Origin of the sequence: Bradyrhizobium sp. STM 3809 (assembly GCF_000239795.1) — a bacterium.
GTDB lineage: Bacteria > Pseudomonadota > Alphaproteobacteria > Rhizobiales > Xanthobacteraceae > Bradyrhizobium.
Window position 1 is genome coordinate 1 of record NZ_CAFJ01000747.1, and the last position, 17,305, is coordinate 17,305.

Genomic DNA, 17,305 nt, shown 5'->3' on the forward strand with positions numbered 1-17,305 from the left:
GCGCCCCGGAATGACGAGCGAGAGAGCGTGCTGATCCATGGTGGGCACGCTGCGCTTTGCCCACCCTACGGCATCATTTTCTACGGCTGATCGCTCGGCACGAGGCTCGGGGCCAGGATCGCTTCGAGATGCTCGGGACGATTGCGATTGACCTGGATCAGATAGTCATCCGCGACGCGGTGCAGGCGGCGGCTGAGCTCGGCGGCGACGGTCGGGCTGTGATACTTGGTGTGGTCGTGCACGATCGCCTGGATGGCATTGACGTGATGCTCGAACAGCTCGGTCGGGACCTTGTCCAGATCCGGGGCGTGCTCGATGATCCGGCACAGGCTGTCGGCGACCTCGGCGGCTGCGGGATAGCCGAACGTCGCGGCATCGCCCTTGATGTCATGGGCGGCGCGGAACATCTCCTCGCAGGCGTCGTCGTCGAAGCGGGTCTTGAGCACGTTGGCATAGCCCTTCGACAGCCGTTCCGCCTCGGTGTCCATCCACGACTTGAACTCGCCGGACAGTCCCGCGAGCGCAGCCTCGGCCCGCGCGACCGGATCGTCGAGATCCTTCTCGTCGGCCCGGCGCAGCACCTTCTTCAGCGGATTGGGCTGGGTGATCACGTGGTGCGAGGCGTAGCTCTTGACCTGGATCGCGGGAGCCTTGTCTTTCGCCATCTCGATATCCTCAAGGTGATGCCGACCAACGCGATCTGACCGACGATTGATAGCCGACAGCGTGGCCATGCTGTGCAGCGATTCCCGGACGGCGTTAACAGAGACTCACTGCCGCGCCCTCAAACTGCGGAGCGCGCTTTATCCAGAAGTGACGGCTGCTGGAAGATCTCGGCCTCGCCGCCGACCCGGCGCTCGGGGCCGATATAGGCGGTGTTGGTGTTGCGGCGCCGGTCCGGACCGAAATAGGTCTTGGTCTTGATGAAGGGCCGGGGATTGGCGACGACGTTGAGGATGCGCTGGTAGAGGCCCTTCGCCGAGATCGGCTTGGCGAGAAACTCGGTGACGCCGGCGTCGCGCGCCACCGTCACGCGGCGCTTCTCCGAATGGCCCGTCAGCATGATGATCGGCGCGTAGGGGTTGCCCTTGGCTTCCGGCTGGCGGATCATCTGCGCGAGCTCGAGCCCGTCGAAGATCGGCATCGCCCAGTCGGTGATGACGATGTCGGGCGAGAAATGGGTGTACATTTCGAGCGCGGTCGCGCCGTCCTCGGCCTCGTTGACCTCGCGCGCGCCGAACGAGTGCAACAGCGTGCGCAGGATGCGGCGCATATGCGGGTTGTCGTCGCAGACGAGAAAGCGCAGCTTGTTGAAGTCGATGCGATACATTTTGGGCGGCCCGAAGGGATCACCGATGAAGGTGGTCAACGCGCATTAACCATACGGACCGCCGGGTTAACAAAGCGTTGCGGCAAGCGGTGTTTCGCGCGTGGTGGCGGATGACGCGCTTCTCTCTCAGCCGTCATTCCGGGGCGCGCGGAACGCGCGAGCCCGGAATCCATACCCACGAAGCGCAGTGTGAGGCTCGCTCGTGGTGGGAGTTCGCCAAAGGAGTCACGGCTGTGGTTATGGATTCCGGGCTCGTCGCTGCGCGCCGCCCCGGAATGACGAGCGGAGAGAGCAGGGCCTACCCGCCGGCCGAGACTGCCTCAGTAGCCGAACTGCTCGGAGAGGATCCGCTCTTCCAGGCTGTGGCCGGCGTCGAACAGCATCCGCATCGAGATGGTCTTGTCGGAGAGCACCTCGACGCGCTGGACGTTGCGGACCTCGTCGTGGTCGGCGACGGCCGCGACCGGGCGCTTGTCGCCTTCGAGCACCTCGATGATGACATAGGCGGTGTTCGGGAGCAGGGCGCCGCGCCAGCGCCGCGGGCGGAACGCGCTGATCGGCGTCAATGCCAAGAGCGCTGCATTGATCGGCAGGATCGGGCCCTGCACCGAGAGATTATAGGCGGTCGATCCCGCCGGCGTCGCCACCAGTACGCCGTCGGCGATCAGCTCCGGCATGCGCTCGCGCTCGTCGATCAGGATGCGCAGCCGCGCGGTCTGCGCGGTCTGGCGGAACAGATAGACCTCGTTGATCGCGTGATGGATGTGGACCACGCCGTTGGCGTCGGTCGCCCGCATCAACAGCGGATGGATCACCGACTCCTGCGCCGCCTCCAGCCGGCCATGCAGGTCGATGGTCGAGAACTCGTTCATCAGGAAGCCGACGGTGCCGCGATGCATGCCGTAGATCGGCTTGCCCGAGCGCATGTGGTCGTGCAGCGTCTGCAGCATCAGGCCGTCGCCGCCGAGCGCGACGACGACGTCGGCGAGATCCGGATCGGAGTTGCCATAGAGCGCGGAGAGCTGCGTCAGCGCGGCCTGCGCCTCCGCACTCGGACTCGCGACGAAGGCGATCCGCTCGTATCGCTTGGACGTGGTCATGAGTGGCAGGGCTCGCTGGGGTCGATCGACCGGGTTGAAGGCGCCGTGTCGTCTAGCCGACCTTGGCCGTGCTTGTCCATCGCCGCCGGTATGAGGGGGCATTGCGGCCCGGATGAGGGCCGATATGGCCCGGAACTGGGCGGAGGAGCGGGCGGCGCGGCAGAGAGTGTCCCTCGTAGCCCGGGTGAGCAAAGCGACATCCGGGTTCTCATGATCGCCTGAAACGACCCCGCATGTCGCTACGCTCATGCGGGCTACGGAGCGTCATTGTCGCGTCATTTTTCCTGCAGGCTACGGACGGGGTCCCAGGCCGTTGGACCACCCTGCACGGCAGCGGCGACGCGCGCGGCGAACAGGGCGCTGGGCGGGTCGCTCGCGGCGACCGACGCGAAGCAGGCCGCGGCCTGCGGCAACTCGCCGGCGCGCCAATGCGCCAGGCCGGTGGCATAGGCGTCGAGCACGGCGTCGTCCTCGGGCTCCGTCGCCACGGCTTCCTCGTACAGCTCGTAGATCTTCAGCGACTGCTCACGGCCCTTGACGCGGATGGTGTCGAGCTCGCGCCAGGCGAAGTCGTTCCCGGCCAGCGTCACCGTGCTCTCCGAGGCGATGATCGTGGTGCCGTAGAACTTGTTGGCGCCTTCGAGGCGCGAGGCCACGTTCACCGCATCGCTCATGACGGAGTAGTTGAAGCGGCGCTGCGAGCCGAAATTGCCGACCAGCGCGGCGCCGCTGTTGATGCCGATGCGCTGCGCCACCTTGATGCCCTGGAACGCGGTCGACGTGCGGTTCAGCTCGGCGAGCCTGGCCTTGCAGTCGAGTGCCGCATGCGCGGCGCTCTTGGCGTGGTCGGGATCGTCGAGCGGGGCGCCGAACACCGCAACGACGGAGTCGCCGATATATTTGTCGACATAGCCGTCGTGGCGCTCGATCACATCGGTCATCGCCGAGAGATATTCGTTGGTGAGCGCCATCAATTGCTCCGGCGTCATCTGCTCGGCGATGCGCGAGAAGCCTTCGATGTCGGAGAAGAACACGGTGACCTCGCGGGTCTCGCCGCCGAGCTGCGGCAGCCGGCGCGACGCCAGCATGCGGTCGATCTCGCGCGGGGCGAGGTAATAGGCAAAACTCTTCTGCAGCAGCCGGCGGTCCTTGTCGGTCACCATGAAGCGATAGCCGGTGGTCGCCGCGAGCGCGAGCACGCCGGCGGCCAGCGGCTCGGTCAACGGCAGCGCCTCGGTCTGGTCGAACAGCAGGGTGGCCAGCGCGGTGTAGAGCAGCGCCAGGACCGCCAGGATCGCGGCGGCCGAGGCGGGCCGCAGCAGCCGCGCCAGCAGCGCAGCAAGCAAAGCGAGCACGGACGCGATGACGAAGGTGGCCGGCCGGCTCATCTCGCGCGCGGCCTCCTGCCGCAGCAGATTGTTGACCGCCGTCGCGTGGATGTAGACGCCGGCGATGGTGCTGCGGGCGAAGCTCTCCGTCACCTTGCGCGCTTCCAATGCGCAGCGCGGCCGCCGCGCACCCTCGGCGCGGGTGGCGAAGCGCTTGGAGGTGAGCCGGCGGTCCTCGATGCCGACGGTGCCGATCAGCACGACCTTGCCGGCGAACTCGCGGCGGAAATAGTCCTTGTCGCCCTTGATCGCGCAGGCGCGCAGATCGGCGAAGGAGTAGGTCGGGATGTCCTGGGCGCCGCCGGCGAAGTTGAGGGTCATGGTGCCGGGCACGCTGCTCGGTATCCTGTAGTCACCGAGCGTGACGCCATCGGCCGTGATCACGGGCGCGACGCCGGCGGCGCGCGCGGCGAGCTCGAGCGCCATGCTCGGCACCGCCTTGCCGTCCGCGCTCAAGGTCAGCGGATGACGGCGGACGACGTCGTCGCTGTCGGTATAGGTGTTGAGCGGACGCAGGTTCTGCTGCTGGCGCACGGCGATGCGCTGACCGGGCGCGGGCAGGATCGGCGGCTCGCCGAAGATCTCGCCCAGCACGACCTTGCCGCCGGCGGCGCCCGCCGCCAGCGCGCGCAGGAAATCGCGGTCGAAGCCGCGGGTCTTGTCGCCGAGCGTGGTATCACCGAGGGGAATTTCCGATTGCTCGATCGAAGTCTGGAACACCATGTCGAAGCCGACCACCTTGGCGCCGCCGTCGAGCACGGAGGTCAGCACCCGTCCGATCTCGCCGGTCCAGGTCAGCAGCGGCGCGCCCTTGAATGGCGGCGCCTGGTAGCTCTCCTCGTCGATCGCGATGACGACAGCCGGGCTGGTCGCGGCGTCGTGCTGATTACCGAATGCCTCGAAGCGCAGCCAGGTCAGCGCATCCAGCGACAGGCCGCGGCCGCGCTCGAAGGCGGGCGAGACGAACAGTCCCGCGCAGGCCAGCGCAATGGCCATGACGGCTAGCGCATCGCGCGTCCGGCGTCCGATCGCCACCGACACCAGCTTTCGTCGTCAGTTCAGCCGGATCAAGCGCCCGATGGCAGGTCCGGGTCCGGCCTTGGCCTGCGCGTCGACCTTGAACACCAGGCGGGAGGTCCCGAAGCTCGCGACATAGATGCCGCCGGGCGTCAGCGGATGGCTGGTACCGGCGAAGTCGTAGAAGCGGCCCTTGTATTGCCGGCCCGTCAGTTCGACCTCCTGGCGCTCGCCCGGCTGGTCGAGCCTCTCCACGATCAGCTTGCCGCGTCCCTTGGCTTCGACGATCGGTGAGGCGCCGTAGATGACGGCCTCGGCCACCGGGGCGCTGTCCGGCCCAAGGCCGCGCACGATGGTCGCCGCCACCTCGCTGGTCTCGCGGGAGGTCGCCTGCGCGTGACTGGCGTCGCAATTGACGATGTCGCTCTTCAGCGTGGCGCCATTGGCCGTACTCTCGGCGGGGCCGACCGTGACGCTGCCGGCACCGCTCACCGTCTCGCGGCGGCAGGATTTCAGATAGCTCATGACGACCGCGCCATCGGGACCGAGCTTGATCACCTGGCCCGGCGCGACATAGTCCATCAACTCGGCGCCCGCGACCTCGCCCTGGACGTCCTCGACCAGGGCTGCCGGCGGCCCGGCCCAAGCGGGAGCCGCGAGCCCGATCAGGGCTGCGACGATGAACGTCGGCAATTTCATGCTGAACTCCGTGATCGCAACCGGCGGCGCGCCCCTGATCCCCGTGAGTGTGACGTCGGAGGGGAGCGAGAGGTTCGAGCGCATAGCACAGCCGAGCGGGCCGGGCACTTGGTCTGGTGTGACCCAGATCACGGAAGCGTTGGTTGAGCTTGGTTCTCAGCCACGCTTCATGCGATGCAGAGGTGGCGGGTTGCCGGCGGGATGTCCAAGGCGACTTTCAAGGGAGTGAGTCGATGCCAGGTTTGACGTCGTCCGTGTTCCGGCGGGGCCTGCTGGCCGCGGCATTCACCGTCCTGATCGCCGGGCCTGCGCTGCGTGCCCAGGACGCGCCTCCGGCTGCGCAGGAGAGCACAGCCGCCTCCGCCCCTCGTCCCGGGTCGGGCGGAACGCGCGCCGTCAGTCCGCCAGCCTCCCCGTCGGCCGCCGATCAGCACAAGCTGCCGCCCGATTCCACCACCACGCAGACGCTCGAACTCCCTGGGCGGACGCTGACCTTCGCGGCCACGGCCGGCTCGATCCGCCTGTTCGACGACAAGGGCGAGCCGCAGGCGGACATCGCCTACACCTCCTACCAGCTCAATGGCACCGAGCGCGGCAGCCGTCCGGTCACCTTCTTCTTCAACGGCGGCCCGGGTGCCTCCTCGGCCTATCTGCAGCTCGGCAATGCCGGGCCGTGGCGGATCGGAATCGATGCGGCGACCGTGACGCCGTCGTCGAAGCCGGAGCTGATGCCCAATGCCGAGACCTGGCTCGACTTCACCGATCTCGTCTTCGTCGATCCCGTCGGCACCGGCTACAGCCGCTTCGTCGCGACTGGCGATGAGGTCCGCAAGCGCTTCTTCTCGGTCGACGGCGACGTCCGCTCGCTGTCCCTGGTGGTGCGCCGCTGGCTGGAGAAGCACGACCGGCTGGCCTCGCCGAAATTCATCACCGCGGAAAGCTATGGCGGCATCCGCGGGCCGAAGATCGTGCGCAACCTGCAGCAGGACCAGGGCGTCGGCGTCAACGGCCTGATCCTGCTGTCACCGCTGTTGGACTTCCGCGATTATTCCGGCTCGAGCCTGCTGCAATATGCGGCGAGCCTGCCGAGCTATGCCGCGGTCGCGAGGCAGATGAAGGGCCCGGTGACGCGGGCCGATCTCGCCGATGTCGAGCGCTATGCCAGCGGCGACTTCCTGCTCGATCTCGTCAAGGGCGAGGCCGATCCCGAGGCGACCAACCGGCTCGCCGACCGGGTCGCGGCGCTGACCGGGATCGACCAGGCCGTCAGCCGCAGGCTCGCCGGCCGCTTCGACGTCTCGGAGTTTCGCCGCGAGTTCGACCGCAAGAACGGCCGTGTCACCGGCCGCTACGACGCCTCGGTGCTCGGCATCGATCCGTTTCCCGATTCCAGCCGCTCGCGCAGCGCCGATCCCTCCGGCGACGTGCTGACCGCGCCGCTGACCGGAGCCGCGGTCGAGTTGACGACGCGCAAGCTCAACTGGCGCCCCGACGGCTCCTATGAGCTCCTGAGCGGTGCGGTGAACCAGTTCTGGGATTTCGGCCGCGGCATCAGCCCGCCGGAATCGACCGGCGATATCCGGCAGATCCTCGCGCTCGATCCGAAGCTCAAGCTGCTGATCGGCCACGGCCTGTTCGATCTCGCGACGCCGTATTACGGCTCGAAGATCGTGCTCGACCAGCTGCCGGCCTTCGCCCAGGCGCCGCGCGTCAAGCTCGTGGTCTATCCGGGCGGACACATGTTCTATTCGCGCGACGACGTCCGAAAGGCGTTCCGCGGCGAGGCCGAGGCGCTGATGAAATAAGTTGTAGCCCGGATGAGCGCAGCGACATCCGGGTTCATACGCGCGGTCTCGGAGAACCCGGGTGTCGCTGCGCTCACCCGGGCTTTATGCTGGGGCTACGCGTCCTTCCTCCGGCGGCCCTTCGGGTATTTCCGCTCCATCTCCGCCCGGACCACGCGCTCCGGGCGCAGCCGGGCACCCGCGAGCCAGATCTCGCTGACGCCGGATTTGGCGCGGATACGCCGGACAGGCTCGCCATGGCTCGCATAGCCGGCGGCCTGCACGATCCGGCCGGTGTCACGTCCGGTCACCTCGATGCGGGGCGCATCCATGAACGGATTGATGAAGCCCGGATTGGCCACCATGACCTGCGCACTGACCGGGACGAGATCGAAGGTGCCCCACAGCGTCCACCAGCGGCCGGTCCAGTCGCGGGTCTTGCGTGTCGGCGCACCATGGGTGGCGAAGGCCTGCAGGATGAACTTCACGCCGTTCGCCCAGGCCGGCGCCCAGCCGTCGATGGCGTTGGTGAGCACGGTGATCGCGATCTCGCGCGCAGGGATCACCGAGGTGCGCGAGATGTAGCCCTGGAAGCCGCCGCCGTGGCCGAACCAGTCGAAGCCGGCGGTGGTGCCGCTCATCAGGGCGAGCCCGTAATAGGCTTCCTCGATGTCCTGCGGCACGCGCCATTGCCGCCGGATCATCTCGCGGCGGCTCGCCACCGAGAGCAGGCTCTTCTTCGCGTTCGGCGCCAGCTGGGCGAAGAAGCGGGCGGTGTCCGCCGCGGTCGCGACGATGCCGGCGGCGGCCATGATGGCGTGGGTCGGATTGTCGCCGGGAATCACGACGCGGCGGCCGACCGGAACGATGCGCGAATGGCCACGCGCGAACGGCGCGTTTCTCGCGAGCAGCGTCATGTCCGGCGCGCTCTCGCGCAAGCCGGCGAGGGCCATGATCTCCCGCTGCAGCCAGGTCGGGTAGGGCTCTCCCGTGATCGCCTCGATGACCAGGCCGAGCAGGCCGTAGCCGTGGTTGGAATATTTGAAGCGGCTGTTGGGGTCGATCACCGGCGCCAGCTTCAGCTCGACGAGCAGCTCGTCCCTGGTGAGATAGGAGCGGCCGTCGGTGAACTGGCTGGAATCCTTGCCGTCGCGGATCAGGCCTGCGGTGTGCGACAGCAGCTGGCTCAGCGTCGCGGCGGCGATGTCGGGGTGCAGGTCATCGACGTACTGGCCGACCGCATCGTCGAGCTTCAGCCGCTTCTGCTCGCGCAGGCGCCGGATGCCGGCGGCGGTGAACGCCTTGGTGTGCGAGGCGATGCGAAAGCGGTGCCGCGGCGTCAGCTTCTCGCCGCTGTCGAGATTGGCGTGGCCATAGGCCGCTTCCAGGACGATCTCGCCGCGATGGGCGATCGCGACGATGCAGCCGGGCTGTCCGGAGAGCTCGACCTGGAACGCCAGCCAATCCTTGATGTAACCAATCGCTGCGCCAAGCCAGGGCTCCACGACGACGCCTCCCGTTGATGGCGCGAACCGTCATGCGCCGATGCGCCATCATGACCGGAGCACCAGCACGGGACAAGGCGGGGGCTGAGCTGTCGTAGCCCGGATGAGCGCAGCGATAGCCGGGCTCACTCGCGCGGTTTCGGAGAACCCGGGTGCCGCTGCACTCGCCGGGGCTACGACTATGACAACGAAAATGGCGCAACCCTTTCGGGTTGCGCCACTGTCGAGATCGGATCAGGTCCGATCGCGTCCTCAGTAGACGAGGCCGGTGCCCGGCTGCTTCTCCAGCGCGTCGGCCAGCGAGCGATACTCGGGGCTGTTGGTGCCGGCGAGCTGCGCCACCTTGTCGAGGTGGTACTTGGCCTGCTCGCGGTTGCCCTGCTCGAGCTGCCACAGGCCGTAGTACTGCCAGGTGCGCACGTGGTTCGGATCATCCGCCAGGGCCTGCTCGTAATACTGCTTGGAGGCCTGGTAGTTGCCGAGCTTGCGGTAGGAGTAGCCGATCAGGTTGGCGACGTCGGCGACGTCCTCACGGTTGAGCGCCTTGAGCTGCTGAATCGCGGTGGCGTAGTCGCCGCGATCATAGATCGAGGTGTAGGCGGTGCGGTAGGCCGCAAGGAACTTCGGATCTTCGATGCTCGAGCTCTTGTCCTTCTTCTTCTTGTCCGGCGGCGGTGCGGACGGCGTCTCGCTGCCCGCGGCGTAAGCCTTCGACAGAAGCAGCGGCCCGGAGGCCACGGCCATCGCGCACAGTGCCAGCGTGGCAATCCTGATCGCAGACTTTTTCATTCGTATCTCCCGAGTTGTCGATCCAACAGGTGGTGACTGCATGCGGAGAGAACTTCCGCAGCTGCGAAATATTCCCGGTCCTTTGCGCGGATTTTGCGCCGCGATCGGTGCATTATACTGGCCGGATGATGACAGGCCAGTCATCTCGATGACTATCCCTTCATGTGCATGAACTGAAACATTCGCTTTACTTCAGGGTCGGTTCAGTGCCGGTTTCCTATGGTCGGCTCCATGATCACGAGCCCATCCGCCACTGGATGGTGTCTCCAGATCTTCAACATCACGGAGACGACCATGCTGAAGTCCATGTCCGTTGCGCTGCTCGCCGCCTCGATCCTTGCCGCGCCCGCGTTCGCCGCTGGTCCTGCAAAAACCGATACGTCCGCGAAGTCGACGCAGATCACCGGCACCACCACGGGCACCGCCAAGGGCGACCTGAACAAGACCGACGCGAGCAAGACCGATGCAGGCAAGACCGGCGGCGCTCAGGTCGGCGACAAGAGCAACGAGATGAAGCCGACCGTCGGCAAGGCGAACACCAAGCCGCGCGCCTCGCTGCATCGCCACTCGCATCGGCATACCGCGCACCTGCGCCATCACGACAAGGTGAAGGTTCAGCACGCCTCGGTGAGCGGCCACAAGAAGCTCAGCCTCAAGCGCGTCACGCCGGCCATCCGCCGCGGCTGATCGGCCGGGTCGGCCGTCGCAATTGAAAGTTGGCCGCCGGGACGCCTCGGGCGTTCCCGGCGGCACATCGTTTGGCGGCCATGTGAGCGGGGCGGATTTCCCAGAGGATCCGCTTTGGGCTAGAAACTGCCGGCGGACATATCTTTCAGAGTTGGGCTGGGGATGGGGAGATCACGTTGGTGGCCGGCGGTGACGCTGGCGCTGTTGCTGGCCGGCTGCGCCAGCGGCGGGCCGGCCGCGTTCGTCAGCGAGGACAACCGCGCGATCTCCTACACCGGCGATCGGGGCGAGGCGAACCAGCCGTTCCCGGCGAACTACCGCAGCGAGATCCTGGCCTATCTCAGGACCTACCTGAACAATCCGGTGGGAGTGCGCGACGGCGTCATGGCCGAGCCGGTGCAGCGGACCGTCGGCGGCCGTCTGCGCTACGTCGCCTGCCTGCGCTTCGCCGCGCGCGAATCCGATGGCAGCTACCGTCCCGCCAGAGAGCGCGCGGCGATCTATGTCGACGGCCGGTTCGACCGCATGATCGAGGATGCCGCCGAGCTCTGCGCCGCCTCGACCTACGCGCCTTTCCCGGAACTCGCCGCCCTGACGCGGTGATCAACTTGCCCGGATGAGCGAAGCGACATCCGGGTTCTCCCGTGCGGTTCGTGTGACCCCGGATATCGCTTCGCTGATCCGGGCGACGGGACAGTCACGGTGATTCCGCACCCCTGCCACGACGTCGCAGGCGGTTGCGGAGGCCAGGTCCTGATCACAAATCGGAGAGAGGCGGAACGCTTCGCCGCCGTACTGCGACCAAATGTCGGGCACGGCGCGCGGCTTCACGAAATGTTCGGGAAGTCTATGGAACAAAAGGCCTTTGTTGCTCGCTGGTGACACGGCTCAGGCAATCACAGCTGCGTCACCGCCACCGGGCAACCCAAATGCGGCCACGATGTTCGATAGATGTCGCAAATGAAGAACAGGGACGTCCCATGAAACGCGTTTTCCTCAGTGCAGTGGCTCTGACCGCTCTGGCTGTCCCGGCGTTCGCCGCCGACATGCCCGCCCGCACTTACACCAAGGCGCCCCCGATGACGCCGCCCCAGGCCATCTATGATTGGACGGGGTTTTACATCGGCGGCCATCTGGGCGGAGCGTTTGCCGGTGGCAACAGCCTCGAGGGCAACAACGGCCGCTTCCTGGGCGGTGTGCAGGGCGGCTTCGACTACCAGTTCGCGCCGAATTGGGTGCTGGGTATCGAGGCCCAGTACAGCTGGATGGATCGCAACACGACCAATTTCGGCTTCCCCGGCGCAACGGTGGTCTCCGCGACGGGCGCCAACCAGCTCGGCTCGGTCACCGGTCGCCTCGGCTACACCTGGGGACCGGCGCTGCTCTACGCCAAGGGCGGTTACGCCTGGCGGGACGGCAATGGCCTCGGCGTGAACGTCGCCGGCGTACCGGCCGGCTTCACCACCAGCGGCAACACCAAGGACGGCTACACCGTGGGGGCCGGCCTCGAATACATGTTCGCGCCGAACTGGTCCGCCAAAGCCGAGTATCAGTATTACAATTTCGGCAACACCACTTTCACGGGTGGTCCGGCTCCGGTCGTGGGCAGCCGGTTCAACAATGACGACCACACCGTCAAGGTGGGCGTGAACTATCGGTTCGGCTGGGGCGGCCCGGTCGCCAGCAAGTATTAGGGCAGCCGGCGGGCCGGCCGCCTCAGGGATGACGCTGTGCTGCACGCCCGCGCCCAGGCGCGGGCGTTTTGCTGTGTCGAGTCAGTGGCCGGCGACAGTTTCGAACGGCGCTCGCAGTGCAAAAAAATTTTTCAAACCTTCGTGAAACTTTAGCCACGAGTTGTTATTATGAGTTCGCCGGTTTGATGGATCATCCCACATGCGTATCTTGTTGTCCGTGCTGTTGCTCTCGGCGGCCGCTTTGCCGTGCTCCGCCCAAACCGTCCTGAAGTCCGAACCGTTGATGCTGGCCCCTTACGAGGTCGCGTTGGTGCAAACCGCATCGTGCCCGTCGGGGAAGGTGCTGAAGGTGACCGGCGCGATCCGCGGCGTCAGCCGCAAGCGCGCCTGCATCGCCCTTCCAGCCGAAACCGCCTCGCTGGCGACGGCAACGCCGTAGCTCCGGACGTCATGACAACGCTACAGCGGGCAGCTCCGGCTGCCCGCTGCGACGTCCCGCCAATCTCATTGCGACAATTCAGCTTTTGGCAAAACCGTGGGGGCAACGCGCCGCCACCGGAGCGCCGTCCTATCCAAGACTGTCAGACGGGGAGGGTGCGTCCTCGCCGCTCGTCAGGATGCAAACGGGATATTGAACTCCTGCTCGGCCTCGGCGCGGTTCTGCCAGGGGTCTTCCTCCGGCTCGGCGGCGCAGGGACGGATCTCATAGTCGTTGTCGAGCTGCAGATGCCCAGCAGCGCGGCGCGCGTTCATCATCACATCCACCACCAGCCCGCTCTGTCGCGCCAGACGCCACACGTCGGCCTCGGTAGGATAGGCCTTGCTCAACTTGGCCTCATTGCAGAACAGGGCATAGGGCATTCCAAGCAGCTCCAGAGCAGCGAAGGATGAACCGAGGATGAACAGGGGTTGTAGCCAGACCCCGGCGAGTTCGCGGCCGGAAAGCGGCGTTTTCGGTTCGGGCGAGTCGTAAACGAGTCCTGAATTTTTGGAAAAAGAATCCGTGGGACTCCGGAGGTAGAATCGCCAGATGGTTAAGTCATGGGAACCGATCTCCACATTTTTTGCGGGCGGATCCAGCTGACACTCGCTTTGGGGTTGCTGCTCGCCTTCGTTGCCAATGTGGCGCTGTTGTGCGCCTGGCTGTGAGCCGGCGTGCCGTTTTCATCGACTGATGGAGCAGGGGTCGCACTCAATCTTCGGGGAGCACCGTGCCCCGGGCAGAGGCTTTCAGGCGGGCCAGCGTCTCGCTGAGATATTGCTGACGCTCGCGGTTGAAGCGTTCCTGGTGCGCGCGGAAGCGTGCGACCCTGGCGCGAATCTCCGCCTGCATGTCGCGCTGCAGATCGAGTTGCGAGGCGATACTGGTGAAGCGCTTGGGCAGGGCTGATCCCGCCTGCGTTAGGGGCGCCTCTGACGTGGCAAACGGCTGGGCTGCCGGCGGCGTATCGGCCGAAAGCGCAGTCCCATCATCCGCAACGCGCTCACTCTCCCGGATGGCGGCGATCGGCTCGATCGCGGAAACGGGCGCCGTCAGGCTCGGACCCGCGGCTCCCCGCATCGCGGTCGCTGGCTGCGGCGCGACGGGAGTAACGACCGTCACGGGAGGGAACTCGAACTGAGCGAAATCGGCCGGCTTGCCGGTGACCGATTGCACGAAGGCCATGGTCTGCGCGATCAGCGCGTCCCGCTCTTCCTTCCACGTCATGACCACCGCCCCCCGAGAGTCGCAATTGCAACAAATGCCCACTCTGAAATCAAGTTGGAACACCAGTGACTTCTGGGGATAAGCGCGAGTCCTGGTTGAGATGTGGCAACATTGTTGCCACAGTCTGAGCCTGTTTCGTCCCGCCCTTCGCGAAGCCGGCGGCATCAATCCGCAGTGGCGCAGATGGTTCCTATTGCCCGACGGTGCAGCCGGGCGACCTCGTTGCGGCAACGGGCCGGATCCGGAGTGCGCCAGAACGCCGGCCGCAGCCGCCGAGAAGCCGGGAGTGACCGGGACAAAGGCGAATTGAGACAAGTCGAGAACGCGGGGCACCGTCACGCACCCGGCATCATGGCGGCTGGTGCCGGCTGAGGGGATTGAACCCCCGACCTTCGGTTTACAAAACCGCTGCTCTACCGCTGAGCTAAGCCGGCGAATGCGCCTTCGGGTGGCGGCGGAGATGGTCGCCTCCGGTCACGGGCGACGGGCTCCGAAACGCGGTGTTCCTATCAGAGTTGATGGGCCGAGGCTACTGTTCACGATGACCGGGGGACGCGACGGCAAAAAGGGCGGCCGTGAGGCCGCCCTGCGCCAAGCCGGACCAGCGATCCGGATTATTGGCAGATGTGCATCAGCCCATCGCTGCCCTTGAACATGGTGCCGGGGCGGCAGACGAGGCCGTTGCGGGTCGCGTAGCTGTTCCAGTCGCCGTAATAGCCGAGCGCGCCGCGGTCATAGGTCGGCTGGCTGTAGCGGTACGGGCCGGGATCGTAGGCATAGGCATCGGCCGTGCGGAACGGCGCGGTCGCGATGGCGCCGGCGGTCCCGATCGCCGCGCCGGCGACGCCCGCGGCGGCGCCGACCGCGCCGGCCGCGACGTCGGCCGGCCAGAAGCCGGTGCGGCTGCGATTCCAATCATTGTTCCAGCCATTGTTGCTCCAGCCGCCATCGGCGCGCTGCTGCATCATCGCGGCATCGTGGCGGGCCATGTGGTGACGGTGGTGCATGTCGCGCGCCATCGCCGGGCCGGCGAGCGCGGTCGCGAGAACAGCAGCCCCGAGAATTGCAGATCTGATCATGGGTTGACTCCGTCGTTGCGCCCCGAAGCTTAAGTGCATCCGGCCGTCGCTGTTCCGCGGCCGGGCCGATGTTTTTCGACGCCTGCGGAAGATGATCAGCTGTTAACCGTCGCGCTTGAATGGGCTGACCGCCTTAACCCGGACGAATGGCCTCATGCGTTAGGCTTACCGGCAGATTGAGCCGCGCGCTTAACCCATCCGGGCGCGCGTTGCGGTATTGATAGGACGGCAACCGGGGCGTGAATTCATGCGTTGTGCAACAGCTCTCGCGATTCTGGTCGGGACGGCATCCGCCGCGCTCGCCAGCGAAGGCTTCGAGATCGTCATCCCGCAGCGCCCGGGCGTGCCCGTCATCATCAACGGCATCGACGCCTCCTTCGCCATCGTCGAAGGCCAGACCAGCCTCGGCAAGGGCAACTACATGCAGCCCACCATCTATGGCGGCCGTCCGGTCGAGCCCGAGCCCAATGTCGGTCACTACTATCCGACCCTGGGCGCGACGCCCGGCTACGGCCGCATGGAGATCGAGCCGCCGGCCAACCGCAAGCTGCCGAAGCCGGCCGAAAGCTATTCCCGCTCGTGGGGCGCCCAGTCGCAGATGCAGCCGCCGCAGCCGCCGGTGCCGATGTATCCGCCGAACGTGATCCTCGCGCCACGGGAGGGCGGAATGCCGCGCGACGATGCCAATCCGCCGCCGGATGATCGCCGGTAGCGGCCACCCATCGACAACGACATCAAACAAAAAAGCAGATCATCAGGAGAGAGTTATGCGTGGACTGATTTCAGGAGTTGTTGCCATCGTCGGCCTGGCCGCTGCGGGCAGTGCGCCGGCCGCCGCTTGCGGAGCGACCGCCTGTGCGCCGTGCGGCTATGCGAGCCCGTGCGCGCCGAGCGTCGCCTATCAGCCGACCTACAGCTACCAGACGGCCTACACCTATCATCCCGGCTACACCTACGGCTACGCGGGATGCGGCAGCTGCGGCGCCACCTATGAGCGGCTGCCTGAGCCGACCCGGCAGTACTACTACGTCAACCAGGGCCCGACCTACAGCGGTCCTGGGGCGTTCGCGCCGTATCCCGCCTATGAGGAGCAGGCGATCCCGGTCTATCGCTATCACCACCGCCACCACGCCTATGAGGCGACGCGCGTCGTCCCGGAAGTGGTCTACGCCCAGCCGCACCGCGCCTACCGCTGGGGCGCCTCGCCCTATTATCACGGCCAGCGCGTGCTGCGCCGCTACTACTGATGGCTCTCTGAGCCGATCCGCAAACGCCCGCTCGCAGTCTGCGCGCGGGCGTTTTGTTTTGGGGCCGTCGCGGTCCGCGTGCGCCTGGACGTCGCCTCAGCCGCCCATCAGCCCCAGCCGGCTCGCCCCCACATAGAGCGCGAGCACGGCGGCGTTGGAGACGTTGAGGCTCTTGATGGCGCCGGGCATGTCGAGCCGCGCCACCACGCTGCAGGTCTCGCGCGTCAGCTGACGCAGGCCCTTGCCCTCGGCGCCGAGCACCAGCGCCAGCGGCTGGCGCAGCGCGACCGCGGCGATGTCGGTGTCGCCGGCGCTGTCGAGCCCCACGGTCTGGAAGCCGCGCTCGTTGAGGCGGGCGAGGGCGCGGGCGAGGTTCTGCACCGTGATGATCGGCACCAGCTCGAGCGCGCCCGAGGCCGACTTGGCGAGCACGCCGGTGGCTTCCGGGCTGTGACGCGCCGTGGTGACGATCGCCTTGACGTCGAACGCCGCGGCCGAGCGCAGGATGGCGCCGACATTGTGCGGGTCGGTGATCTGGTCGAGCACCAGGATCATGCCCTCGGGGTCGAGCGTGTCGATGTCCGGCGAGGGCAGGGGATCGGCCTCGGCGAGCAGCCCCTGATGCACCGCATCCGGACCGAGTCGCTGGTCGATCTCGCTCGGGCGCACGATCTCGGGCGTCACCCGCGTCTCGATGTGCTCGTCGGCGAGGCGGCGCGCGGCGTTCTCGGTCAAGTATAGCTTGCGAATCCGCCGCCTGGGATTGCCGAGCGCCAGGGTCACCGTGTGCCAGCCATAGAGGATGACGGGACCCTCCGCGCCCCCGTCGCGCTCCCGCCAGGCCTGCGGCCGGTCGAAACCGCGCGGTTTACCGGGGAATTTGCCGCCTTGGCGGCGAAACGGGGGCTTTCGGTCGCGTTCGCTCATGCCCCGAGCTTCTGTCACGGCCGGCGGATTCTGGCAATTTCGCACCGCCGGGAGGGGAAAATTCGTCGCCGCTTGGTTGACTTTACGGTCCCGGTTCGATCATAAGGGCCCCGGCCGCGCGCAGCCCTCTCCGGGCCCCGCGGCCTTACCGTCTTCATGGCGCTGATGGTCGCGCAACCGCTGTTTCCAGCGGCCGGCCTGCAACGGCCATCGATGCGGGGGAGTGTCCCGAGTGGCAAAGGGAGCTGACTGTAAATCAGCCGCCTCATGGCTTCGCAGGTTCGAGTCCTGCCTCCCCCACCATCCTTGAAACCGCGTCGACGACATCGTCTCCAGAATTCTTGTGATCTG

18 protein-coding genes and 2 tRNA genes are annotated in these 17,305 nt (G+C 66.7%); 8 read left to right on the top strand and 12 right to left on the bottom strand.

All coding sequences use genetic code 11. From position 1 onward, the window contains the following. Positions 1 to 80: 80 nt before the first annotated feature. The 5 genes from BRAS3809_RS31880 to BRAS3809_RS31900 all read right to left on the bottom strand — a co-directional run bounded on the left by BRAS3809_RS31880 (position 81) and on the right by BRAS3809_RS31900 (position 5,534). Positions 81 to 665 (bottom strand): Hpt domain-containing protein, encoded by a 585-nt coding sequence (locus BRAS3809_RS31880; RefSeq protein ID WP_008966132.1) that lies wholly within the window; start codon positions 663 to 665, stop codon positions 81 to 83. Positions 666 to 784: 119 nt separating this feature from the next. Then, positions 785 to 1,330, bottom strand: a complete 546-nt coding sequence (locus BRAS3809_RS31885; protein ID WP_006612921.1) for a response regulator — start codon at positions 1,328 to 1,330, stop codon at positions 785 to 787. A 320-nt stretch (positions 1,331 to 1,650) separates the two neighbouring features. Then, on the bottom strand, positions 1,651 to 2,430 hold the full coding sequence (locus BRAS3809_RS31890; RefSeq protein ID WP_008966134.1) for an NAD kinase: 780 nt from the start codon (positions 2,428 to 2,430) through the stop codon (positions 1,651 to 1,653). Between the two features lie 275 nt (positions 2,431 to 2,705). Continuing rightward, positions 2,706 to 4,814, bottom strand: coding sequence for an adenylate/guanylate cyclase domain-containing protein (locus tag BRAS3809_RS31895; RefSeq protein ID WP_240535821.1), 2,109 nt, complete (start codon positions 4,812 to 4,814; stop codon positions 2,706 to 2,708). 57 nt (positions 4,815 to 4,871) lie between these two features. Continuing rightward, complete coding sequence (locus BRAS3809_RS31900) at positions 4,872 to 5,534, bottom strand: hypothetical protein (protein ID WP_008966136.1); 663 nt, start codon at positions 5,532 to 5,534, stop codon at positions 4,872 to 4,874. Positions 5,535 to 5,767: 233 nt separating this feature from the next. Between BRAS3809_RS31900 and BRAS3809_RS31905 the strand changes: the two genes are divergently transcribed. Next, entirely contained in the window at positions 5,768 to 7,339 is a 1,572-nt protein-coding gene (locus BRAS3809_RS31905; RefSeq protein ID WP_008966137.1) for a S10 family peptidase, read from the top strand. A gap of 95 nt (positions 7,340 to 7,434) precedes the next feature. Here the strand turns inward: BRAS3809_RS31905 and BRAS3809_RS31910 are convergent, their stop codons facing one another. After that, positions 7,435 to 8,823, bottom strand: coding sequence for a serine hydrolase domain-containing protein (locus BRAS3809_RS31910; protein ID WP_008966138.1), 1,389 nt, complete (start codon positions 8,821 to 8,823; stop codon positions 7,435 to 7,437). Between the two features lie 252 nt (positions 8,824 to 9,075). Continuing rightward, positions 9,076 to 9,612 carry a tetratricopeptide repeat protein gene (locus tag BRAS3809_RS31915; protein WP_008966139.1) on the bottom strand — a complete coding sequence of 179 codons (537 nt, stop codon included), beginning with the start codon at positions 9,610 to 9,612 and terminating at the stop codon, positions 9,076 to 9,078. A 294-nt stretch (positions 9,613 to 9,906) separates the two neighbouring features. On the opposite strand from BRAS3809_RS31915, the gene BRAS3809_RS31920 reads away from it, so the two are divergent. The 4 genes from BRAS3809_RS31920 (at position 9,907) to BRAS3809_RS31935 (ending at position 12,432) form a co-directional block, all read left to right on the top strand. Further along, positions 9,907 to 10,299, top strand: a complete 393-nt coding sequence (locus tag BRAS3809_RS31920; RefSeq protein ID WP_008966140.1) for a hypothetical protein — start codon at positions 9,907 to 9,909, stop codon at positions 10,297 to 10,299. A 156-nt stretch (positions 10,300 to 10,455) separates the two neighbouring features. Continuing rightward, positions 10,456 to 10,902 carry a hypothetical protein gene (locus tag BRAS3809_RS31925; RefSeq protein ID WP_083839209.1) on the top strand — a complete coding sequence of 149 codons (447 nt, stop codon included), beginning with the start codon at positions 10,456 to 10,458 and terminating at the stop codon, positions 10,900 to 10,902. Positions 10,903 to 11,279: 377 nt separating this feature from the next. Next, the gene (locus BRAS3809_RS31930) at positions 11,280 to 11,993 is read left to right on the top strand and encodes an outer membrane protein (RefSeq protein ID WP_008966143.1); all 714 of its coding nucleotides are present in this window, start codon (positions 11,280 to 11,282) and stop codon (positions 11,991 to 11,993) included. A gap of 199 nt (positions 11,994 to 12,192) precedes the next feature. Further along, positions 12,193 to 12,432: a DUF6719 family protein gene (locus BRAS3809_RS31935; protein ID WP_035659903.1), complete on the top strand. Its 240-nt coding sequence runs from the start codon at positions 12,193 to 12,195 to the stop codon at positions 12,430 to 12,432. Between the two features lie 173 nt (positions 12,433 to 12,605). Here BRAS3809_RS31935 and BRAS3809_RS31940 read toward each other — a convergent pair whose 3' ends face one another. From BRAS3809_RS31940 to BRAS3809_RS31960, 4 genes are all read right to left on the bottom strand, one after another. Continuing rightward, positions 12,606 to 12,854, bottom strand: a complete 249-nt coding sequence (locus tag BRAS3809_RS31940; protein ID WP_008966146.1) for a hypothetical protein — start codon at positions 12,852 to 12,854, stop codon at positions 12,606 to 12,608. A gap of 331 nt (positions 12,855 to 13,185) precedes the next feature. After that, positions 13,186 to 13,701 (bottom strand): hypothetical protein, encoded by a 516-nt coding sequence (locus BRAS3809_RS31950; RefSeq protein WP_008966148.1) that lies wholly within the window; start codon positions 13,699 to 13,701, stop codon positions 13,186 to 13,188. Positions 13,702 to 14,060: 359 nt separating this feature from the next. Beyond that, positions 14,061 to 14,135, bottom strand: a tRNA-Thr gene (locus tag BRAS3809_RS31955). Between the two features lie 180 nt (positions 14,136 to 14,315). Then, on the bottom strand, positions 14,316 to 14,780 hold the full coding sequence (locus BRAS3809_RS31960) for a hypothetical protein (protein WP_008966149.1): 465 nt from the start codon (positions 14,778 to 14,780) through the stop codon (positions 14,316 to 14,318). 247 nt (positions 14,781 to 15,027) lie between these two features. On the opposite strand from BRAS3809_RS31960, the gene BRAS3809_RS31965 reads away from it, so the two are divergent. Next, positions 15,028 to 15,492, top strand: coding sequence for a hypothetical protein (locus tag BRAS3809_RS31965; protein WP_008966150.1), 465 nt, complete (start codon positions 15,028 to 15,030; stop codon positions 15,490 to 15,492). 55 nt (positions 15,493 to 15,547) lie between these two features. Next, positions 15,548 to 16,027 (top strand): hypothetical protein, encoded by a 480-nt coding sequence (locus tag BRAS3809_RS31970; protein WP_008966151.1) that lies wholly within the window; start codon positions 15,548 to 15,550, stop codon positions 16,025 to 16,027. A 96-nt stretch (positions 16,028 to 16,123) separates the two neighbouring features. Here BRAS3809_RS31970 and rlmB read toward each other — a convergent pair whose 3' ends face one another. Further along, on the bottom strand, positions 16,124 to 16,954 hold the full coding sequence (gene rlmB / locus BRAS3809_RS31975; protein ID WP_008966152.1) for a 23S rRNA (guanosine(2251)-2'-O)-methyltransferase RlmB: 831 nt from the start codon (positions 16,952 to 16,954) through the stop codon (positions 16,124 to 16,126). A 217-nt stretch (positions 16,955 to 17,171) separates the two neighbouring features. Between rlmB and BRAS3809_RS31980 the strand changes: the two genes are divergently transcribed. Continuing rightward, positions 17,172 to 17,257, top strand: a tRNA-Tyr gene (locus BRAS3809_RS31980). The last annotated feature ends 48 nt before the right edge of the window (positions 17,258 to 17,305 follow it).

Excerpts from the sequence above, each read along its gene's own strand:
- rlmB (WP_008966152.1), bottom strand. The coding sequence starts at position 16,954 with ATGAGCGAACGCGACCGAAAGCCCCCGTTTCGCCGCCAAGGCGGCAAA.
- BRAS3809_RS31915 (WP_008966139.1), bottom strand. The coding sequence starts at position 9,612 with ATGAAAAAGTCTGCGATCAGGATTGCCACGCTGGCACTGTGCGCGATG.
- BRAS3809_RS31905 (WP_008966137.1), top strand. The coding sequence starts at position 5,768 with ATGCCAGGTTTGACGTCGTCCGTGTTCCGGCGGGGCCTGCTGGCCGCG.
- BRAS3809_RS31960 (WP_008966149.1), bottom strand. The coding sequence starts at position 14,780 with ATGATCAGATCTGCAATTCTCGGGGCTGCTGTTCTCGCGACCGCGCTC.
- BRAS3809_RS31885 (WP_006612921.1), bottom strand. The coding sequence starts at position 1,330 with ATGTATCGCATCGACTTCAACAAGCTGCGCTTTCTCGTCTGCGACGAC.
- BRAS3809_RS31935 (WP_035659903.1), top strand. The coding sequence starts at position 12,193 with ATGCGTATCTTGTTGTCCGTGCTGTTGCTCTCGGCGGCCGCTTTGCCG.
- BRAS3809_RS31900 (WP_008966136.1), bottom strand. The coding sequence starts at position 5,534 with ATGAAATTGCCGACGTTCATCGTCGCAGCCCTGATCGGGCTCGCGGCT.
- BRAS3809_RS31940 (WP_008966146.1), bottom strand. The coding sequence starts at position 12,854 with ATGCCCTATGCCCTGTTCTGCAATGAGGCCAAGTTGAGCAAGGCCTAT.
- BRAS3809_RS31970 (WP_008966151.1), top strand. The coding sequence starts at position 15,548 with ATGCGTGGACTGATTTCAGGAGTTGTTGCCATCGTCGGCCTGGCCGCT.
- BRAS3809_RS31965 (WP_008966150.1), top strand. The coding sequence starts at position 15,028 with ATGCGTTGTGCAACAGCTCTCGCGATTCTGGTCGGGACGGCATCCGCC.
- BRAS3809_RS31880 (WP_008966132.1), bottom strand. The coding sequence starts at position 665 with ATGGCGAAAGACAAGGCTCCCGCGATCCAGGTCAAGAGCTACGCCTCG.
- BRAS3809_RS31920 (WP_008966140.1), top strand. The coding sequence starts at position 9,907 with ATGCTGAAGTCCATGTCCGTTGCGCTGCTCGCCGCCTCGATCCTTGCC.
- BRAS3809_RS31930 (WP_008966143.1), top strand. The coding sequence starts at position 11,280 with ATGAAACGCGTTTTCCTCAGTGCAGTGGCTCTGACCGCTCTGGCTGTC.
- BRAS3809_RS31890 (WP_008966134.1), bottom strand. The coding sequence starts at position 2,430 with ATGACCACGTCCAAGCGATACGAGCGGATCGCCTTCGTCGCGAGTCCG.
- BRAS3809_RS31895 (WP_240535821.1), bottom strand. The coding sequence starts at position 4,814 with ATGGCCATTGCGCTGGCCTGCGCGGGACTGTTCGTCTCGCCCGCCTTC.
- BRAS3809_RS31950 (WP_008966148.1), bottom strand. The coding sequence starts at position 13,701 with ATGACGTGGAAGGAAGAGCGGGACGCGCTGATCGCGCAGACCATGGCC.